Here is a 17,651-nt window from a genome sequence, read left to right on the forward strand (position 1 = left end):
GCTCGCGGCGACCGCCGGTGCGGCGCTCAACACGGACGCGACGAGCCCGGCCTATTGGGTGCCGGCCTCGCTGTTTCGTCGCGACGACGGTAGCCGTGGCGTTTTCCCGCACACGGTGACCGATCGTGCCAAGCCCGGCGTGATCGCTGTAAATTCCGTCGGCCGGCGCTTCGTCAACGAGGCGCTGTCGTACCACGAGTTCGGGCTCGCGATGCTGCGCGACGGCAATGGCGAGCCGGACCGGCCGTTCTATCTCGTCTGCGACCGCCAGTTCCTGTGGAGCTATGGCCTCGGCCGCATCAAACCGTTTACGCGGAGTGTCCAGCGCTATGTGAGAAGCGGCGAGTTGGTCGAGGCCCCCGACATCGCGCAACTTGCGGCGAAGATCGGCGTCAAGCCTGCCGTGCTGTCGGCGACCGTGGCAAATTACAATGGCCACGCGAAAGAGGGCCTCGATCCCGAATTCGGCCGCGGCAGCACGATCTACCAGCGTCATCTCGGCGATGCCACCCACAAGCCCAACCCCTGCGTCGCGCCGATCATGCGCGCGCCGTTCTTTGCGATGCGCATCTATCCGGCCGATCTCGGCACGGCCATCGGGATGAAGGTCGATGCGCAAGCCCGCGTGCTGCGCGAGGACGGCACGCCGGTCGCGGGCCTCTATGCCTGCGGCAACGATTTGGGTTCGATCATGAACGGCAATTATCCGGGCCCGGGCATCACGCTGGGGCCGGCGCTGACGTTCGGGTATATCGCGGGGCGGCATCTGGCGGAGGGGGTGACGATAGCGCCGAGTACCGCGAAGGCGCCTGTCTGATTGTCGTATCCACTATATCCGCGTCATTGCGAGCATAGCGAAGCAATCCAGACTGTCTCCGCGGAGAGACTCTGGATTGCTTCGTCGCTTCGCTCCTCGCAATGACGTGGAGAGAGCGTGGGCTCTATCCGTTACTCCGCCGCAGCCGCAAAGCGGCTGTTCTCCAGTTCGGCCTCGAGCCGCGCTTTTTCCGCCGCCGCCAGCTTGATATTGGCTTCCTTGACATGCCCGAAGCCGCGGATCGTCTCGGGCACGCGCGCGAGCCGCGTCAGCAGCGGGATCTGCTCCGCCTTCAGCCCGGCCATCCGTTGGTCGATCATGCCGAGATAATCTTCGACCAGCTTCCGCTCGGTCCGGCGCTCCTCGGTGCGGCCGAACGGATCGAATGCTCCGCCGCGCAGGAATTTCAGCTTTGCGAGAACGCGGAAGGCATGGATCATCCAGCCGCCGAACTCCTTCTTCTGCAGATGTCCCGTTGTCTTGTCGCGCTGCGCGAAGATCGGCGGTGCGAGGTGATACTTCAGCGTGAAGTCTCCGTCGAACTTCTCCGATACCTTCTTCGCAAAGCTGCCGTCGGTGTAGAGCCGTGCGACCTCGTACTCGTCCTTGTAGGACATCAGCTTGAACAGGTTCTTTGCGACGGCTTCCGTTAGCTCGGTGGATGCGGGGGAAGCTGCATCTTCGGCCTTGCGCACCTTGGCGACCGCCGCGAGATAGCGATCGGCATAGGCCTTGTCCTGATAGCCGGTCAGGAATTCCGCGCGGGTCGCGATGATGTCGTCGAGCGACTTCGTCGGCGCGGACGCCCGGCTCTTGAACTGGAGCACGCTGCGCACCCGCGACATGTCGTGGGCGGCCAGCCGCCCCCAGGTGAAGGCGAGCTTGTTCATCTCGATCGCGGCGCCGTTGATCTCGATGGCGCGGAGCAGGGCTTCCAGGGACAGCGGGATCGCGCCCTTCTGGAAGGCGAAGCCGAGCATGAAGGGATTGGTCGCGATGCTGTCGCCCATCAGCGCCGCGGCAATGCCTGTGGCGTCGATAATGTCGAGGTTCTTGTCGCCGATGGCATCCCGCAGCACGGTCTGCATCGTGCCCATCTCGAAATCGAGATCTGGATTTTGCACGAAGCTGGCGGTCGGCTGGAGGTCGGCGTTGATATAGGCCCTGGTCACGCCGCGCTCGGCGCGGCTGAGCGCGGTCGGGCCGGCCGAAACGATCATGTCGCATCCGAGGATGACGTCGGCGCCGCCGGTGGTGATGCGGACCGCCGAGATGTCTTCCGGCTTCGGAGCGATGCGGACATGGCTCATCACCGCGCCGTTCTTCTGCGACAGGCCGGTGAAGTCCAGCGCCGAGCAGCCGCGGCCGTCGACGTGAGCGGCCATGCCGAGCAGCGCGCCGATGGTGATGACGCCGGTGCCGCCGATGCCAGTGACGAGGATGTTGTAGGGTCCATCCAGCTCACGCGCGGGCGGCAGCGGCAAATCGGCGAACAGCTGGCCGGAGTCCACTGCTGACGTCTTCATGCGCTTGAGTGAGCCGCCATGCACGGTAACAAAACTCGGGCAAAAACCCTCGACGCAGGAAAAGTCCTTGTTGCAGTTCGACTGGTCGATCTGGCGCTTGCGGCCGAACTCGGTCTCCAGCGGCTGCACCGAGACGCAGTTGGAGGCCTGCGAGCAATCGCCGCAACCTTCGCAGACGAGCTCGTTGATGAAGGCGCGCTTGGCGGGATCGGGATAGAGCCCGCGCTTGCGGCGGCGGCGCTTTTCGGCGGCGCAGGTCTGATCGTAGATCACGACCGTGAGGCCCTTGATGTCGCGCAGCTCGCGCTGCACGGCATCGAGCTCGCGGCGGTGATGGATGGTCGCGCCTTGCGGGAAGTAGTTGCCTTCAGGGTACTTGCCGGGATCGTCGGAGACGATCGCGAGCCGCTTGACGCCTTCGGCCCAGACCTGATGCGCGATCTGCGCGACGTTGAAGGCGCCTTCGGCCGGCTGGCCGCCGGTCATCGCGACGGCGTCGTTGTAGAGGATCTTGTAGGTGATGTCGATGCCGGCGGCGGAAGCTGCACGGAGCGCCAGCAAGCCGGAATGCGTGTAGGTGCCGTCGCCGAGATTCTGGAAAATGTGCTGCTCGGTGGTGAAGGGCGACTGGCCGATCCAGTTCACGCCCTCGGCGCCCATATGCGAGATCAGATCGGTGCGGCGGGTCGGCATGCTCAGGGCCATGCCGTGGCAGCCGATGCCGGCCATGGCGCGGCTGCCCTCCGGCACGCGCGTCGACGTGTTGTGCGGGCAACCCGAGCAGAAGAACGGCGTGCGCGCGAGCTTGATCTGCGTGCCTGATGTGACGGGATTGTCAAAGGCCTCGAGGCGGGCGAGGCGCTGCTCCAGCACTGGGCTGTGATGTCCGAGCTTGCGCAAGCGCGCCACCAGCGCGCCGGCGACGATGGTCGGCGTCAGCTCGCCTTCGCTCGGCAGCAGCGGCGCGCCGCGTTCGTCGCGCTTGCCCGTGACCGTCGGGCGCCGGGACGCATCGATGTTGTAGAGGATGCGCATCAGCTGGTCTTCGATGAAGCCGCGCTTCTCCTCGACCACCAGCACGTCCTGAAGCCCTTCGGCAAAGCGCCTGGCGCCGCTTTCCTCCAGCGGCCATGTCAGCGCGACCTTGTAGATGCGCAAACCAAGATCCTGCGCGTCCTTGTCGGTGATGCCCAGGTCGGCGAGCGCCTGGCGCAGGTCGAGATAGGCCTTGCCGGTCGCGACGATGCCGAGCCGGGCCGGCTTCGAGTCGAGCACGATGCGGTCGAGCTGGTTGGCGCGGGCAAAAGCCTGCACCGCGGCCATCTTCGGGCCGAACAGGCGCTTCTCGGCGTCCAGCGGCGGATCGGGCCAGCGGATGTTGAGGCCGCCGGGCGGCATCTCGAAATCATCGGGAAGCACGATCTTGATGCGCTCGGGATCGCTGTCAATCGAAGCCGAGCTCTCGACGGTCTCGCTGATCGCCTTGAAGCCGACCCAGCAGCCGGAGAAGCGCGATAGCGCAAAGCCGTAGAGGCCGAGATCGAGATAGTCCTGCAGCGTTGCCGGGTTGATCACGGGGATCAGTGCCGCCGCGAACACCTGCTCGCTCTGATGCGCCAGCGTTGAGGATTGGCAGCCATGGTCGTCGCCGGCGAGCGCCAGCACGCCGCCGTTGAGCGAGGTGCCGGCCGCATTGGCGTGCTTGAGCGCGTCGACCGAGCGATCGACGCCGGGGCCTTTGCCGTACCAGATGCCGAAGACGCCATCGACCTTGGCGCCGGGAAACAGGCCGACCTGCTGGCTGCCCCAGACCGCGGTCGCCGCCAGGTCCTCGTTCAAGCCGGGGACGAAGGCGATGTCGTGCTCTTGCAGGTGCGACTTCGCGCGCCACAGCGCGTGGTCGTACATGCCGAGCGGGGAACCGCGATAGCCGGAGATGAAGCCGCCGGTGTTGAGGCCCTGGAGGCGGTCGCGTTCGCGTTGCAACATGGGCAACCGTACAAGGGCCTGCGTGCCGGACAGGAAGATCCGCTTCGATTCGAGCCGGTATTTGTCATCCAGCTCGACCTGCATCAGCGTCATTTCGGAAGTCCTTGTTGTCGTGGTCCGGCGGAAATTTTGCGCCGCGGAAAGAGCGGCGGCTTGCGAAGCAGGATGAGGCAGTCAAGAGCATGGGCCAGCGAAGTCAATACGGCTAGCCGCATCCGTGGCGGGCCTGCTAGTCATGGCTGCCCTGTGGAGGAGCCTGTGATGGCAAACGCATTCAAGACCGAGATCACCGAGACCGCCGAGGCGCTGCTCGGCCCGTGGCGGCAGCCGCGCCAGATGCTCCATGCGCAGGTCTATGACGCGCATGCCTCCATCCACGACGATGCGACCGCGCAAAAACTCGGCTTCAAGGGCGGCACCATCGAGGGCCCGACGCATTTCAGCCAGTTTGCGCCGCTCGGCGAACGGCTGTGGGGACGCGCCTGGTTCGAGAGCGGCTGCCTCTCCGCGCATTATCGCAGCGTCTGCTACGAGGGCGAGGAGGTGCAGGCGATCCTGTCGAAACCATTGCCCGGCACGCGCCAGTGCCAGATCCAGATGGTGAAGCGCGACGGCACCGAGGTGCTGCGCGGTACGGCTTCAGTCGGTCAACCGGACGCGCCGACTGCGCTCGAAGCCCGCCTTGGCGAGCTCAAGCCGCTTGCCGATCCCGTGATCCTGCGCGACGTCAAGGTGGCGCAAACCAGCAAGCGTCAGACGGTGCGGATGGCGTTCGACCAGAACATGGGCGACCTCTATCCGTTCTCGCTCCGGCAGAAGCTTGCCGTCATCACCGAGAACTCTCCTTACTATTTGGGAGCGGACAACGCTTCTTCGAATCCTTGGGGCAGGGCCATCATCCCGATGGAGATGCTGAGCGTGCTGTTCCAGTACCGGTCCAAGGACGATCCGTTGCCGACAAAGGGACCGGCGGTCGGCCTGTTCGCCGACCAGGAGATCCGGCTGGTGAAGGGCCCGCTGTTCGTCGACGAAGAGTACGACGTCGAGCGCGAGGTGGTCGCGCTGTCCGGCAGCCGCCGCACCGAGAGCGCCTGGGCGAAGACGCGTGTGTTCGACAAGGCGGGCGCGGTGGTGGCGACGATGCTGCTGAACATGGCGACGCTCAAGGATTCCTACGCGCCATATGAAGAAGAGTATCGGCGGCTGTACGGAGATGCTGCCCGCTAGAAAAGCGAGCTTGGGTGCCGCTCATCCTTTAAGCAAATGCACGTCGCAAAGCCGCCGCACAGCGAATAAGCAGACCCGTGCTCTCTTGATAACATTCTGATAGCGCAGACAATTTCCGCGAACGCTCCTCGCAATCGCTATTGTACACAATGGCACGGCGCTTGCAGAACTCCTGGCAATGAGAGTTCTCGCGGGGGCCTGCGTCATGTTGAACTCAACCAAGCCGACACCGGGCGTGATCAGCGCCGAGCCCGAGCCGATCAAGCTCGACTGGCCGAGCACGGCGCTTCTCATCATCGACATGCAGCGCGACTTCATGGAGCCCGGCGGCTTCGGCGAGACGCTGGGCAACGACGTCAGCCAGCTTGCGCGCGCGGTGAAGCCGATCGGCGCGGTGCTGAAGGCGGCGCGCGACACCGGCATGCTGGTGGTCCACACCCGCGAAGGACACTTGCCTGACCTTTCCGATGCGCCGCCGGCGAAGGTCGAGCGCGGTGCGCCGAGCCTTCGCATCGGCGATCCCGGTCCGATGGGGCGCATCCTCATTCGCGGCGAGGCCGGCCACGACATCATTCCCGAACTCTATCCGCTCGACAGCGAAGTCGTGATCGACAAGCCCGGCAAGGGCGCGTTCTATGCCACTGAGCTCACCGACGTGCTGGAGAAATACGGCATCGAGAATTTGCTGGTGTGCGGCGTCACCACTGAAGTGTGCGTCAACACCACCGTGCGCGAGGCCAATGACCGCGGCTATCGCTGCGTCGTCATCTCGGACGGCTGCGCATCCTACTTCCCCGAGTTTCACGAGATGGGCCTGAAGATGATCAAGGCCCAGGGCGGCATCTTCGGCTGGGTAGCAAGCTCAGCCGCAGTACTGGAGGCGATGAAGGTTTCGACCAAACAGGGGTGATATCATGAGCACATTGACGGGGACGGCCGGCAAATCTGATCTGAAAACGTCCGAGTTCAAGCCGGCACTATGGACATCGGGCGACTGGAACGCGTTTTTCGGCTTCGGCACCAACATCCTCGTCAACATGCTGGTGCTCACGGGCCTGTTGCGCTTTGTGTTGAAGATGCCTGACAGTCTCGTGTTCGGCAGAATCCTGCCTGCGCTCGGGCTGATGATGTGCCTCTCGACCTTCTACTATGCGTATCTCGCCTATCGTCTCGCGCAGAAGACCGGCCGCAACGACGTCTGCGCGCTGCCGTCCGGCGTCAGCGTGCCGCACATGTTCATCGTCACCTTCGTGATCATGCTGCCGATCACGATCAAGACCGGCGATCCCCTCAAGGGCTGGTCGGCCGGTCTCGTCTGGGTGTTCTTCCAGAGCTTCATCCTGATGATCGGCGGCTTCATCGCACCGTTCATCCGCAAGATCACGCCGCGTGCGGCGCTACTCGGCACGCTTGCCGGCGTCTCCGTCACCTTCATCTCGATGCGGCCTGCTCTCGAAATGTACATGACGCCGCAGATCGGTCTGGTCTGCTTCGCCATCATCCTGGTGAGCTGGTTCGGCGGCGTGAAGTACCCGAAGAGCATTCCGGCGGGCCTGATCGCGATCGCGGTCGGCATGGTCATCGCCTGGGGCTCGAACCTGTTCGGGCTCAATCTCGGCGGACTCAGCATCAAGGGCGTCGGCGACGCGTTTGCCAGCTTCGGCTTCTCGGTGCCGATCCCGGCTGTCGGTTACGTCTTCTCCGGCTTTGAATTCCTCGGCGTCATCCTGGTCACCGCCATTCCGTTCGGCATCTATGACCTGGTCGAGGCCATGGACAATGTCGAGAGCGCGGAAGCGGCCGGCGACGAATATCCGACCACGCGCGTGCTGACCGCGGACGGCGTCGTCAGCCTGATCGGCTGCCTGATGGGCAATCCCTTCATCAACGCTGTCTATATCGGCCATCCCGGCTGGAAGGCGATGGGCGGCCGCATCGGTTACTCGGCCGCGACCGGCCTGATGGTGGTGGTGCTGGCGTGGTTCGGCATCATCCCGGTGCTGCTGGCGCTCGTGCCTGTGGTCGCGATCTCGCCGATCCTGCTTTATATCGGCATGCTCATCGGCGCGCAGGCGTTCCAGACCACGCCGGTCAAGCACGCGCCCGCGATCGTGCTGGCCTTGACCCCGCATCTGGCGGCCTGGGCCAAGCTCCAGATCGACACCATGCTGGGCTCGACGATGAATGCAGCGGCGACCGTCGGCGGCATGGCGGCCGACAAGGCCGACGCAGTCAAGACCGCTGCGATCGCCGCGCTGCCGCAGCAGGGCGTGTTCTATCACGGCCTCGAGATCATGGGGGGAGGCTCCATCCTTGGTGGCCTCATCCTGGGTGCGATCGGCGTCTTCATCATCGAGCGTGATTTCGAGAAGGCCTCGGCGTTCGCCCTGGTTGGCGCCGTGCTCACCTATTTCGGCTTCATGCACGGCGAATCCGTGGGCATCGGCGGTGGCTTCGGCGTCACGCCTTCGGTAGCCTTCGCCTACGCCGTGATGGCTGCCGGACTGTACGCTCTCAGCCGCCGCACCAGCGAGCACTACGTGCCGCACGCGGACATGCACGCCGCACCGGCGGAGTAGACTCCGGTTTCAATCTGTTCGGAACGGCCGGGCACGTCCCGGCCGTTTCTTTGTCGCCGGGGCCGACTGACGCGCGCGCGGGCGCGGCATTGGCTGTCTTGTCTGGTTCGGCCAAACTGCTCTACTCTTGATGGTATAGAAGCCGTCACCTCAACCGGGCCTTTCGATGCTGCCGCTGGACCATCCACTTTGGAAGAGGCTGGATGACGCGCATCGGGATCGCGATATCCCGCAACTGCTGGCCAGGCTTTCGGAAGCCTGGGATGACGACAGCGCGAATTCACTTTTCTGGGACTGCCTTTGTCATCAGGGCACGTGTTACGGCGCAACCTACGCCGCAATCCCGCATCTGCTGACGATCGCGCGGGTCGACGCCAACCGGCATCAACGGCTCGAGATCGCGCTCTTCTGCGGATACGTGGTGCTCAACGCGTTGATGCCCCGCGAGCAGGGCGACGATCAAGAGCTGTCCGGACTTCCCCGGACCGCCGAGGAGTGGGATCAGAAGCTCGATTGTTTTCGCAGTCTCGTCGCGCAGCTTGAGGATCCGAGCAGGCGGCCATCCCACCATGAACTGGCGAGGTCTCTGCCTCGATACAGGCGGATCCTGCTTGCCGGGCCGGTCGTAGTCGCAGATCTCGGCACGATCGACGAGATCAGGCAGGAATTCCTGTCTCTGCTATCAACCGTAAGCAAGACCTGCGAGCAGGCGCTGCTGGAAAAGCCGGAGCGTGAGAGCGCTGTGATGCCTTTGCTGGGAGGCATCGCCGCGGCGGAAGGGCATCGCGACCTCGGCAATCTGTTTTTCCAGGGCCAGGAGGGCTGGTTGAAGTGTACGGGTTGTGGCTTGGGTCATCAGTTTGCCTTGCTCGGAGATCAGGTGGCTCTCTACGCCGAACAGCGCTCGTCGATTCCGGCTGCCGGAATGGATCGGCGGCCACTGCTCGACATGAAAGAGGGAACGCCCTCGCGATCTGACGGCATCATGATGCCTGTCGATGAGAACAGAAAGCTCGCACCGTCGATCGTGCGGTTGATCCGCCTCGCGGACCGTGTTCAGCCCAGGCCAGCCGCCATGCTTCTGCGCAATTTCCTCGGCAGCTTTCATTGCCGGCGTTGCGACGCAGAGGTTCCGGTCTGTGCCGGCTGACGTCGGCAAGACCAAAACCTCCGATCATAGCTACCCGCCCTTGACCGCCCCCGCCGTCAGCCCGGCCACGATCTGCCGCTGCGCCAGCACCGTCAGCAACAGCACCGGAAGCGTGACGATCAGTGCGGCAGCCGCAAGCGGTCCCCAGCTCAGCTGATCGAACGAGATCATGTTGTAGACGGCGACCGGCAAAGTGCGCGTCTCGCGTCCGGCCAGCACGATGCCGAACACAAAATTGTTCCAGGAGAAGATCACCGCAAGGATGAAGGCGACCGCGATGCCAGGCTTGGCGATCGGCAAGGCGACGTGGCGAAACACCTGCCAGCGCGTGGCGCCGTCGATCAAAGCGGCTTCTTCCAATTCCAGCGGCGTCGTCTCGAAATAGCCGATCATGATCCAGATCACGATCGGTACCGTCACCACGAGATGGATGATGATCTGCGGCACCAGCGTGCCGAGCAGGCCGAGCCACTGGAACATCAGGAACAGCGGGATCAGATAGGACAGGCCGGGCGTGATGCGGGCGATCAGGATCACGATCGCGGATTTGTGCGCGGCCATGCGTGCGATGCCGTAGCCGGCGGGGACGCCGACGATCAGCGCCAGCGCGGTCGCGCTGCCCGTCACGACCAGGCTGTTGATGAAATAGGTCAGGAAGCGGTTGGAGGCGAGCACGTCGGCATAGTTCTTCCAGGCGATATGCTCGGGGAAGAACACCGGCGGGTAGGCGGCGTTGTCGATCTCGAATTTGAGCGACAGCGACAGCATCCAGAGGAAGAACAGGATCGCCGGCGACACGATGACGAACACCGAGAGCCACAGGCCGATCTGGCCAAGGATTTGACGGGGGCTCATGCGCCGCTCTCGATCTCGGTCCACACCATACGCTGGCGGGCGTACAGCATCACCGCGGCAAGCAGGACGATCAGCAGGAAGAACACCACCGCGATCGCCGAACCGTAGCCGAGGTCGTAATAGGTGAAGGCGACGCTGTAGAGATAGATGTTGATGGTCTCCGACGCCGAGCCCGGTCCGCCCTGGGTAATCGCGAAGATGATGTCGAAACTCTTCACCGCGTCGATCATGCGGATCATGCCGGCGATGAACAGGAATGGCATGATCAGCGGCAAGGTAATGAAGCGGAACACCTGCCAGAGATTGGCGCCGTCGATCTGCGCGCTCTCATAGGGCTCGGTCGGGATCGCCGCGAGACCGCCGAGCACGATCAGCATGACCAGCGGCGTCCATTGCCAGGTCTCGACCAGCACCAGCGAGGGAATCACGGTCGCGGGATGAAACACCCAGAGCTGCGGAGGGATACCGACCAGCGACAGCAAATAGTTCAGCACGCCGAGCTGGGGATGGAACATCATGGTCCAGACCAGCGCGATCGCGACGGGTGTGGCCATCATCGGCATGATGAAGACACCGCGCAGAAAACCGCGGCCGGCAAACTTCTGGTGGAACACCACGGCCGCGAACGTGCCGAACACCAGCGGCAGCAGCACCGACAGCGCGGTGTAGACGATGGTGTGGACCACCGCCTCGAGAAAGCGCGGATCGCTGGTCAACCGCAGATAGTTGGAGAGCCCGACGAAGGTGGTCGGCGAGCCGACCTTCCACTCGTTCAGGCTCATCCAGATGGTGAAGACCCAGGGGAAGATGATGATCGCGACCACGACGACCAGCGCCGGCACCACGAACGGCCAGTAGGACGGCGGCCGCAATTCCTTCTCCGGCGCGGCACCAGACTGTGCCGCGGCCGGAGTCGATTGTGTCAACGCACTCACGTCTTTTCGCTACGCTCCAGGATCGGCCGGTACTGGTCGTTGGCCTTCTTCAATTCCGCTGCGGGATCGGCGCCGGACAGGGTCGCAGTGAGCGCCGCGCCGACGATGTCGCGGAATTCGGCGACCGGGATCACGACGGGCAGCCCGAGCTTGCTGATCTTGCCGGACTCGATCACCGATTGCAGCCACTCCTTGGTCTTCACGCCCTTCTGGACCTCGGGATCGCCGAGGATCGAGTTGCGGAACGGCACACCGCCGCCGGCCTGGAGCAGCCGCGCGCCCTGCTGCTTCGAGACCGCCCATTGGCAGAGCAGATAGGCAGCTTCCTTGTTCTTGCTCGCCGCCGCAATGCCGATGCCGTCGCCATAGGTCGAGGAGTACTGTCCCTTGGGCCCGGCGGGCACGACGGCGTAGCCGACCTTGCCGACGATGCGCGAGGCAGCGGGATCCTCCAGCGGCGGCGCCCAGCCGACGCCGTCGATCCACATCGCCGAGCGTCCTTGCGTGAACGAGGCCATCGACTCCATCCAGTTGAAGCCGGCGACGCCGGGCGGGGCGGTCTTGGTCAGCAGTGTCTGGTAGAGCTTGGTCGCGGCGATCGCTTCCGGACCGTCGGTCAGGATGTTGCCCTTGGCATCGAGGAATTCGCCGCCATAATCGAGGAAGAAGTTGCTCCACATCGCCATGTTGGCGTTGCGCAAGCCGCGCCCGACGAAGCCGTAGATGCCTTCCTTGGGATCGGTCAGCTTCTCGGCGGCGGCAACCATCTCGTCGAGGGTCTTCGGCACCGCCACGCCCTTCTTCTCGAACAGCTCCTTGTTGTAATAGAGTATGAAATAGTCCACCGACCAGGGCAGCGACAGCATCTGGCCCTTGCCGTTCTTGGCGTATTGCAGGCCCGCGGCGGAAAAATCGCTCTCGACGAGGTCGGGTGCGGTCAGATTCGGGTCCTTCATGAAGGGCGTCATGTCGGCCAGCCAGCCGGCTTTCTCGAATTGCCGCTTCTGCACGTGATAGCTGAGATGGACGACGTCGAAGCTCGGCCGGCCCGAGGTGAACTCGATTACGACCTTCTGGCGCTGCTGCTGCTCGGGGATCTGCTCCGCCTCGACCTGGATGCCGGTGAGGTCGGTGAATTCCTTGATGTTCTTTTGCAGATTGTCGCCGCGCGGACCCTTGGCGAGAATGACCTCCAGCTTGGTCCCGGCATATTTCTTCCAGTTGACCTCGGCGCGCGCCGGCAACCCGGTCAGGCTGAGCGCGCCAGCCGCTGCGGTGCCGGTCAAGAGCGTACGGCGCGAGATTCTGTAGTCGACCACTTCTAGTCCTCCCTGTGACTCATCGTCTTTGGGGGCGGATACTAGCGTCCGTGCCGCGCCTGCCTAGTCCTAATCTCGGATCAGGGGCGAACCGCCGGAGTCTCCATCGGCAGGCCGCGCGCCCGCGACATCAGATAGAGCTCGAGTGCGACGAGCTCCGGTGCGCCGTAATCATAGGCCTGGGCGCGAACGCCGCTCATGCAGCTGCGCAAGCGCCGCTCCAGCGACCCCAGCGTCTGCCATTCCAGCCGGTACAGCGGATAGCCGGTCGGCTGCGCTTGCGTGATCGGCGCGCCGGCAAGGCGCCTGTCGAAATTGTCGTCGTGGCAATTGGTGCAGGCGAGGTTGAGCTGGCCCTCGCGCTGCATGAACAGGTCGCGGCCCTGCGCAACGAAAGGTTTCAACGCCGGGTCGTCGCCAGCCGTGATCGCGACGCCGCGCGACTGGTGGGCGACGAAGGCGGACAGCGCCAGCAGGTCACGGCTCTCATAGGGCAGCGGTGTTGCCTGCTGATGATCGGCGCGGCAGAGATTGATGCGTTGATCGAGGGTGACGGGGCGGGCCAGGGCCTTGTCGAAGGCGGGATAGCGCGCCGCGACGCCCTTCATGCTGCCGCGCGCATCACCGTGGCAATCAGCGCAGGCTTTCCCGGCGGCGCCTGTCTTCTTGCCCCAGAGCGCCTCTCCGTCGAGCACGAACAGCATGCCCGGATTGGATGTGTCGTCATCCTGCATCGCGCGCGTGTCCGGCCCCATAAAGGTGTAGCCGGACCGGCGCGCATCGGGCGGGATCTCGCCGGCGAGCAGGGCAGGCGCTGCTGCGACAAGCGCCGCCACCATTATCGCGCGCCAAAGAGTCATTCGACCGTGATCGATGCCGATGCGGTCGACGAATAGCCGTTGTCGCCGATCCATTCGAACTCGAACTTGCCGCTCTCCTTCGCGATGGTAAAGAAGGACAAATAGGGGTTCGCGGCGATCGCGGGAAACAGATCGGCGCGAAAGACCTCTGTGCCGTTATAGCGGCACGTAAAACTCGTGATGATGTCCCGCGGCACCAGCTGGCCATCGGCAGTATGTCGGAAGCCGGTTTCCATGATGTGCGAGGTCAGCGTGCGGATCTCGATGATGTCGCCGCGCTTGGCCTTCGCCGGAACGTTGATCAGCGCGGCCATCAGTTCATCTCCTCGGTGCAGGCGGCCAGCGTCACGACGATTTCGGTAGCGACCTGCCAGAACGTGTCGTCGGACAGACGCGCGATCGCGACCACCTTCTGGGTGTCGGCGAGCCGGATCCGGGTCGAGACCTGGGCGCGGCCGGAGGAGGGGTTAAGATGGAAATTGCCGATGTTCGGCTGCGGGTTCTTCTCGTTGAAGACGTGGATGCTCTTGACGTAATCGTTCGCCGTCATCGGGCTTGCGACGCTCACGGTCATCGGCACCGTGTTGCCGTTTTCGACCAGCGGCGGAATGTCGAGCTTGACCTTGCCGGTGCGAATCTGGGCTTCGCCGACGACGTTGCGGATCGCAGCGGTGAGCATGGCCGGCGTCGCCTCGAGCGGCCGGAGCGTGACGATCGGGATCGTTCCGGCGACTGTCGCGCTTCCGGCGAGGCTCAGAAATTGTCGTCGCGTGGTTGGCATGAATCTAGTCCCGAAGCGAAGCAAGAAAAGCCACGATGTCCTCGATCTCCGCGGCCGACAATATCGGCTTGCCGGCAAAATTGCGCCCAACACGCACGAATCCGTCATGGCGATAATAGGACGGCATGATGGTTTCCGGGTTGAAGCGGGACGCATCGACCAGACGAAGCCGTAGCTGGCTTGGTGTCCAGCGGTTCCCGGTGCCGGTCAGGTCAGGCGCGAGGTCCCCCTGGAACCGCGTTTCCGGAAACGGTCCGGAATGGCAGAGAATGCAGGTCGTGGTGCGCGCCAGCACCAGCGCGCGACCGCGCGCGGCATCGCCGGGCGCGCCGGTGAGCGATTCTGCGATGCCGTCGCCGGCGATCTTGTAGGGCACGAGCTCGTCCGCGTTGGCAGCGCAGACAACACTTGCGGCGATCAGCGCCGCGATATGGACGGCTGCCTTAGCCAAAGGTGTCCGCCGTGATGGTTTGAAACCAGCGCTCGGCGTCGGCCGCCTCGCGAGCGCGCAGCTCGCGCGGGGCATCGACCGGGCTGGTCGCGCCGCCCTCGACTTCGGCAAAGATGTCGCCTTTCGGCTGGTAATTGCCGGCGAGCGAGAAGCCGTAGCCGGGCGCGACGGTGTTGTAGCAAACGCCGGTCAGCCGCGGTGTCTCCGGCGCGCGGCCCGCGAGCAGGCTGACGATCGCAGCGGCGCAGGCCTTGCCTTGCGCGCCGGCGGCGGAGGCCGATTTGGGAATGCCGCCGCCGAGGCAGGCATCGCCGATGACGTGGATATTCGGAACGAGCTTCGACTCGAAGGTCACCGGATCGATCGGGCACCAGCCGGTCGCATCCGCAGCTCCCGCGGTCTCGGCGATGCGTCCGGCGCGCTGCGGGGGAATGACGTTGGCGACCTCAGGGGTGTAGTTGCCGAATTCGGTGACGATAGTCCTTGTTGAAGGATCGACCGAGGTGACGCGGCCGCCTTGCGACAGACCAATGCGTTCGATCATGTCGCCATAGAGCTCCTTCCACGCCTTCTCGAACAGCCGCTGCTGCGAGAAACTGTCCTTGGCATCGAGGATCAGCACCTTCGAGCGCGGCTTCTTCGTCTTCAGGTAATGCGCAATCAGGCTGGCACGCTCGTAAGGCGCCGGCGGACAGCGCGAGGGATTGGCCGGGATCGCGATGGCGACCGTGCCGCCGTCGTCCATCGCCTCCAACTGCCGGCGCAGCAGCAGTGTTTGTGCGCCTGCCTTCCAGGCATGCGGCATCTTGGCCGATGCGGCTTCGTCATAGCCGGGCAGGGCTTCGAAATGGAAGTCGATGCCGGGGGAGAGGACGAGACGGTCATAGGGCAGCGCGACGCCGTCGGTCGTCACGACGCTGCGCCGGTCCGGCTCGATCGTGGTCACGGCCTGGCCGATCATTGTGACGCCGTCGGCGGCGAGCTTGTCGTAGTCGAACTGCTGTGCGTCGATGTCGCGCAGGCCCGCGATCACCTCGTTGCTGAAGGGGCAGGAGGTGAAGACCGTATTGGGTTCGATCAGGATGATTTGCAAGTCTGCCTGCGCACGCTTGAGCGCACGCGCACAGGCGGCGCCGCCAAAGCCGCCGCCGACCACGACGATGCGGCCTGACGATTGTGCACGCAGGATCGTCGGGATGGCGAGCGATGTGGCTGCAGCGGTGATGCCCAGGACGGCGTCCCGCCGTGTCACCGGCACGTTCATGAGGCTTGTCCGGAAAATGCTGCGGCGGCCGATGGGGCCGCCGCAGCGCGTCTCTTTAGGCGAAGGTGATGTTCTGGTCGCGCAGCGGCACCGAGCGAATGCGTTTGCCCGTCGCCGCGAAATAGGCGTTGAGCACCGCCGGTGCTGCTACGCCGATGGTCGGCTCGCCGACGCCGCCCCAGAACCCGCCGCTCGGCACCATCACCGATTCCACCTTCGGCATCTCGTTGATACGCATCGAGTTGTAGGTGTCGAAGTTGCTCTGCTCGATCTTGCCGTCCTTGACGGTGCAGCCGCCATAGAACAGCGCAGACAGGCCGTAGACGAAGGAGCCCGCGATCTGCCGCTCCACCTGCGCCGGATTAACGACGTAGCCGGGGTCGGTGGAGGCGACGATGCGGTGCACCTTGATCTTGTTGCCCTCGGTCACCGAGATCTCGGCGGCGCCGGCAACATAGCTGCCATAGCCCATGACTTGCGCGATGCCACGATACACGCCCTTCGGCGCCGGTGTGTCCCAGCCGATCTTCTCGGCCACGGCATTGAGCACCGCCAGATGCTTGGGATGGTTGCCCATCAGCTTGCGGCGGAACGCGAGCGGGTCCTGGCCTACGGCATGGGCGAGCTCGTCCATGAAGCATTCCATGTAGATCGCGTTGTGATTGACGTTGACGCCGCGCCAGAAGCCCGGCGGAACGTGCGGATTGCGCATCGCATGCTCGACCAGCAGGTTCGGCACCGAATAGCCGAACGCGGCCTCGCCGGATTGGGCGACGCCCTGGAAGGCGGCCGGATCCATGCCGTTCTGGAGCGCTTCGGGGCGCAGCGAGAACAGGATCGACTGTCCGGACAGGCGGTAGTGCAGCCCGATCAGGTTGTTGTTGGCGTCGAACGCGCCGGTCATCTTGCACTGGGTGATCGGGTGATACCGGCCGTGCGCCATGTCCTCCTCGCGCGACCACAACAGCTTGATCGGCGTGCCCGGCATCTGCTTGGCGATCATGACGGCCTGACGGACATAGTCGGTCTGGCCGCGCCGGCCGAAGCCGCCGCCGGGCATCACCTTGTACATGTCGCACTTCTCTGCCGGCAGGCCGGAGGCCTCCAGCACCGCCGCGAACACGGCCTCGCCGTTCTGCGTGCCGCACCAGACCTCGCATTTGTCCGCCGTGTAGAGCGCGGTGGCGTTCATCGGCTCCATCGTGGCGTGGTTCTGGTAGGGATAGTTGTAGACGGCTTCGACTTTCTTGGCAGCGCCGGCAATCGCGGCTTTGACGTCGCCGTTCTTGTTGCCGACATAGGCCGGCTGCGCATCGTCGAGGCCTTCGGCCAGCCATTTCGCGATCGACTCGCTCGAGACTTTGGCGTTCTCGCCCTCGTCCCAGACGATCGGCAAGGCCTCCAGTGCGGTCTTGGCCTGCCACCAGGTGTCGGCAACGACCGCGACCGCGGTGTCGCCGACCTTGACGACCTTCTTGACGCCTTTCATGCCGGCGATCTTGGCTTCGTCAAAGCTCTTCAGCTTGCCGCCGAACACCGGGCAGTCCTTGATCGCGGCGTTCAGCATGCCCGGCAGCTTGACGTCGATGCCGTAGATCATCGTGCCGGTGGTCTTGTCGGCGGTATCGAGCCGCAGCAATCCCTTGCCTGCGATGGTCCAGTCCTTGGGGTCCTTCAGCTTGACGTCGGCCGGCGGCGTCAGCTTGGCGGCGGCTTCGGCGACCTTGCCGTAAGTCGTCGTCTTGCCCGACGCCTTGTGGGTGATGACGCCCTTGGCGACGGTGCATTCGGAGGCCGGTACCTTCCATTCATTCGCGGCGGCCTCGATCAGCATCACGCGCGCGGTGGCGCCGCCCTTGCGGACGTAGTCCTGCGAGGAGCGGATGCCGCGGCTGCCG

General features: G+C 64.4%; 15 protein-coding genes. 5 read left to right on the plus strand and 10 right to left on the minus strand.

The window, feature by feature from the left end; genetic code table 11:
- A partial coding sequence (locus PMI42_RS27150; RefSeq protein ID WP_008140132.1) for an FAD-binding protein occupies positions 1-817 on the plus strand: 817 nt, incomplete at its 5' end.
- A 131-nt stretch (positions 818-948) separates the two neighbouring features.
- Here PMI42_RS27150 and PMI42_RS27155 read toward each other — a convergent pair.
- Positions 949-4,425, minus strand: coding sequence for an indolepyruvate ferredoxin oxidoreductase family protein (locus PMI42_RS27155; RefSeq protein ID WP_008140134.1), 3,477 nt, complete (start codon positions 4,423-4,425; stop codon positions 949-951).
- A 168-nt stretch (positions 4,426-4,593) separates the two neighbouring features.
- On the opposite strand from PMI42_RS27155, the gene PMI42_RS27160 reads away from it, so the two are divergent.
- The 4 genes from PMI42_RS27160 to PMI42_RS37545 all read left to right on the plus strand — a co-directional run bounded on the left by PMI42_RS27160 (position 4,594) and on the right by PMI42_RS37545 (position 9,288).
- On the plus strand, positions 4,594-5,559 hold the full coding sequence (locus PMI42_RS27160; protein WP_008140136.1) for a hypothetical protein: 966 nt from the start codon (positions 4,594-4,596) through the stop codon (positions 5,557-5,559).
- 205 nt (positions 5,560-5,764) lie between these two features.
- Positions 5,765-6,469 (plus strand): cysteine hydrolase family protein, encoded by a 705-nt coding sequence (locus tag PMI42_RS27165; RefSeq protein ID WP_008140138.1) that lies wholly within the window; start codon positions 5,765-5,767, stop codon positions 6,467-6,469.
- 4 nt (positions 6,470-6,473) lie between these two features.
- A complete protein-coding gene (locus tag PMI42_RS27170; protein ID WP_008140139.1) occupies positions 6,474-8,138 on the plus strand; it encodes a hypothetical protein in 1,665 nt (554 codons plus the stop codon).
- 166 nt (positions 8,139-8,304) lie between these two features.
- Positions 8,305-9,288, plus strand: coding sequence for a hypothetical protein (locus tag PMI42_RS37545; protein WP_008140141.1), 984 nt, complete (start codon positions 8,305-8,307; stop codon positions 9,286-9,288).
- Positions 9,289-9,318: 30 nt separating this feature from the next.
- Here PMI42_RS37545 and PMI42_RS27180 read toward each other — a convergent pair whose 3' ends face one another.
- The 9 genes from PMI42_RS27180 to PMI42_RS27220 form a co-directional block, all read right to left on the minus strand.
- Complete coding sequence (locus PMI42_RS27180) at positions 9,319-10,143, minus strand: carbohydrate ABC transporter permease (RefSeq protein WP_008140143.1); 825 nt, start codon at positions 10,141-10,143, stop codon at positions 9,319-9,321.
- Entirely contained in the window at positions 10,140-11,078 is a 939-nt protein-coding gene (locus tag PMI42_RS27185) for a carbohydrate ABC transporter permease (protein WP_008140145.1), read from the minus strand. The genes PMI42_RS27180 and PMI42_RS27185 overlap by 4 nt, the downstream gene beginning before the upstream one ends.
- Positions 11,075-12,397, minus strand: a complete 1,323-nt coding sequence (locus PMI42_RS27190; protein WP_008140147.1) for an ABC transporter substrate-binding protein — start codon at positions 12,395-12,397, stop codon at positions 11,075-11,077. Before PMI42_RS27190 ends, PMI42_RS27185 begins: the two co-directional genes overlap by 4 nt.
- An 80-nt stretch (positions 12,398-12,477) precedes the next feature.
- Positions 12,478-13,257, minus strand: a complete 780-nt coding sequence (soxA, locus tag PMI42_RS27195) for a sulfur oxidation c-type cytochrome SoxA (protein WP_008140149.1) — start codon at positions 13,255-13,257, stop codon at positions 12,478-12,480.
- A complete protein-coding gene (gene soxZ / locus PMI42_RS27200; protein WP_008140151.1) occupies positions 13,254-13,571 on the minus strand; it encodes a thiosulfate oxidation carrier complex protein SoxZ in 318 nt (105 codons plus the stop codon). Before soxZ ends, soxA begins: the two co-directional genes overlap by 4 nt.
- Positions 13,571-14,038, minus strand: coding sequence for a SoxY-related AACIE arm protein (locus PMI42_RS27205; protein WP_008140153.1), 468 nt, complete (start codon positions 14,036-14,038; stop codon positions 13,571-13,573). The genes soxZ and PMI42_RS27205 overlap by 1 nt, the downstream gene beginning before the upstream one ends.
- 4 nt (positions 14,039-14,042) lie before the next feature.
- A complete protein-coding gene (gene soxX / locus PMI42_RS27210; protein ID WP_008140155.1) occupies positions 14,043-14,489 on the minus strand; it encodes a sulfur oxidation c-type cytochrome SoxX in 447 nt (148 codons plus the stop codon).
- Complete coding sequence (locus PMI42_RS27215; protein WP_008140157.1) at positions 14,482-15,753, minus strand: NAD(P)/FAD-dependent oxidoreductase; 1,272 nt, start codon at positions 15,751-15,753, stop codon at positions 14,482-14,484. Before PMI42_RS27215 ends, soxX begins: the two co-directional genes overlap by 8 nt.
- A gap of 55 nt (positions 15,754-15,808) precedes the next feature.
- On the minus strand, positions 15,809-17,651 hold a 1,843-nt coding region (locus PMI42_RS27220), incomplete at its 5' end, for a xanthine dehydrogenase family protein molybdopterin-binding subunit (protein ID WP_008140159.1).

Source organism: Bradyrhizobium sp. YR681 (assembly GCF_000282615.1).
In the GTDB taxonomy this organism is placed as follows: Bacteria; Pseudomonadota; Alphaproteobacteria; order Rhizobiales; family Xanthobacteraceae; genus Bradyrhizobium.

Excerpts from the sequence above, each read along its gene's own strand:
- PMI42_RS27155 (WP_008140134.1), bottom strand. The coding sequence starts at position 4,425 with ATGACGCTGATGCAGGTCGAGCTGGATGACAAATACCGGCTCGAATCG.
- PMI42_RS27165 (WP_008140138.1), top strand. The coding sequence starts at position 5,765 with ATGTTGAACTCAACCAAGCCGACACCGGGCGTGATCAGCGCCGAGCCC.
- soxZ (WP_008140151.1), bottom strand. The coding sequence starts at position 13,571 with ATGGCCGCGCTGATCAACGTTCCGGCGAAGGCCAAGCGCGGCGACATC.
- soxA (WP_008140149.1), bottom strand. The coding sequence starts at position 13,257 with ATGACTCTTTGGCGCGCGATAATGGTGGCGGCGCTTGTCGCAGCAGCG.
- PMI42_RS27180 (WP_008140143.1), bottom strand. The coding sequence starts at position 10,143 with ATGAGCCCCCGTCAAATCCTTGGCCAGATCGGCCTGTGGCTCTCGGTG.
- PMI42_RS37545 (WP_008140141.1), top strand. The coding sequence starts at position 8,305 with ATGCTGCCGCTGGACCATCCACTTTGGAAGAGGCTGGATGACGCGCAT.
- PMI42_RS27160 (WP_008140136.1), top strand. The coding sequence starts at position 4,594 with ATGGCAAACGCATTCAAGACCGAGATCACCGAGACCGCCGAGGCGCTG.
- PMI42_RS27170 (WP_008140139.1), top strand. The coding sequence starts at position 6,474 with ATGAGCACATTGACGGGGACGGCCGGCAAATCTGATCTGAAAACGTCC.
- PMI42_RS27205 (WP_008140153.1), bottom strand. The coding sequence starts at position 14,038 with ATGCCAACCACGCGACGACAATTTCTGAGCCTCGCCGGAAGCGCGACA.
- PMI42_RS27215 (WP_008140157.1), bottom strand. The coding sequence starts at position 15,753 with ATGAACGTGCCGGTGACACGGCGGGACGCCGTCCTGGGCATCACCGCT.